Here is a 1,665-nt window from a genome sequence, read left to right on the forward strand (position 1 = left end):
ACCCGAGGACAGAATCACAGCCCCTTCCGCACCGCCACCCAGCGTGAGTCGGGCTCAGCGAGACTTGGTATAAGGCACGATGTAATCCCGCGTGCCCCACACCACGAGGGTCGGCTGCGCGACCCGAGGCAGCTTCTCCGCGATCCGGTTGCCGATCATGCTGCGCAAGGTCAGGAGATAGCGTCGGACTCCGCCTCGGGCGTAGTCGGTGAGTGCCACCCAGGCGAGCGACCAGCGCTCGAACGGCGCGATCGCGAAGAAGCCCGCGATCTGCCGGAGGATGCCCCGTGCGTCCGGATCCGGTGTGGGCCCTTGCAGCACGAGGCGTTCGACACAGCCCGGGTGGGCGAGGGCCAGTTCGACCAGCACCTCGCAGCCGAGTGAGTTGCCGACAAAGGCGGCGCGCTCGATCCCGACGGCCCGCATCCAGGCAGCCAGCGCGTCAGCGAGTTCGCGGACGGTGAGGACACGGCGAGGCTTGCCGCTCAGGCCGAAGCCAGGCAGGTCGGGCGCGTAGACCCGAACAGAAGGGGCGAGATGCTTCGCGAGCGGGATCATGTAGCGGCTCGACATCCCGAGGCCGTGGACGAGGATCACGGGCAGGCGATTGTCGGGCACCGGAGCCAGCGAGACCCGCGCGTGCATCGTCACTCTCCCGACGCGGGTGCGGCACACGCCAAGGTGTCCGAGGCGGGCGCCGCGCGTCCGATCGGTACGCCGCCGGGCCAGGGAGCCGGCAAGAGCCAACAAAGCCAGGAGCCCGGCGCCCCTCACCGCTATCCACCGTAGGGACACACCGGTCTCCCCGCATCCGCCGCATCGGCTTCTCAACTCGATGTCGAGAAAACGACGGCTCTACGAAACACGACGGCTGACGAGATCGTTTCGCCCCAAACCTCACCACGACGGCGGGACCATGGAATTGCGCCAGCCAAAACCTACGAACACGGCTGTGAACGAGGTCTCCCTGCTCGGCTCCGCCATTCGCCGTGTCGGCCGTGTCGAACGATCCGTTCTGATGATCGGCCTCCTGCTCACGAGCCTCGTGTGGGGCTTCGTCGAACTGGCCGGTGAGGTTGTCGAGGGCGGAACGGACGCGTTGGATCGCGCCCTGCTGCTCGCCTTGCGCGATCCTGATAACCATCTCCGGCCACGCGGGCCTGCCTGGCTGGAGGAAATGATGCGTGACTTCACGGCTCTGGGAGGGGTCGGTGTCCTCACGCTTCTGACCATTGTGGCCGCCGGCTATCTGCTGCTCACGGGCAAGAAGCGGGCAGCCCTCGATGTCGTCTTGTCGATTGCGGGCGGGATTGTGCTCAGCAGCCTCATCAAAGCAGGCTTCGACCGTCCCAGGCCCGACCTCGTTCCGTACGGTTCCCGGGTCTACACCGCCAGCTTTCCAAGCGGCCATTCGATGATGGCGGCGGTGGTGTATCTCACACTGGGCGCCCTCTTCGCCCGCCTGCGCGCGAGCGTGCACGTCAAAGCCTATGTGCTCTCGTTCTCGGTGCTTCTCACGGTCTTAGTCGGCATAAGCCGCGTTTACCTCGGTGTGCACTGGCCCACCGACGTTCTCGGCGGGTGGGCCGTGGGGGTGATCCTCCCCCGATTTCGCGGACACGGGTTTTAGCTCGCGTTCCGCTCGGCTTGCTCGGGTGTGAGGTA

The 1,665-nt window shown here is 66.4% G+C and carries 2 protein-coding genes; one reads left to right on the forward strand and one right to left on the reverse strand.

All coding sequences use genetic code 11. The annotated features are described in order from the left end of the window. Positions 1-54: 54 nt before the first annotated feature. A complete protein-coding gene (locus tag ACKUB9_RS34240) occupies positions 55-645 on the reverse strand; it encodes an alpha/beta fold hydrolase (RefSeq protein ID WP_407531152.1) in 591 nt (196 codons plus the stop codon). Between the two features lie 271 nt (positions 646-916). Here ACKUB9_RS34240 and ACKUB9_RS34245 point away from each other — a divergent pair, with 271 nt between their 5' ends. Continuing rightward, positions 917-1,630: a phosphatase PAP2 family protein gene (locus tag ACKUB9_RS34245; protein WP_407531154.1), complete on the forward strand. Its 714-nt coding sequence runs from the start codon at positions 917-919 to the stop codon at positions 1,628-1,630. Positions 1,631-1,665 lie beyond the last annotated feature (35 nt).

The organism is Methylobacterium oryzisoli (assembly GCF_046557895.1).
Taxonomy (GTDB): Bacteria; Pseudomonadota; Alphaproteobacteria; order Rhizobiales; family Beijerinckiaceae; genus Methylobacterium; species Methylobacterium oryzisoli.

Coding starts and splice junctions, on each gene's coding strand:
- ACKUB9_RS34240 (WP_407531152.1), bottom strand. CDS start 645: ATGCACGCGCGGGTCTCGCTGGCTCCGGTGCCCGACAATCGCCTGCCC.
- ACKUB9_RS34245 (WP_407531154.1), top strand. CDS start 917: ATGGAATTGCGCCAGCCAAAACCTACGAACACGGCTGTGAACGAGGTC.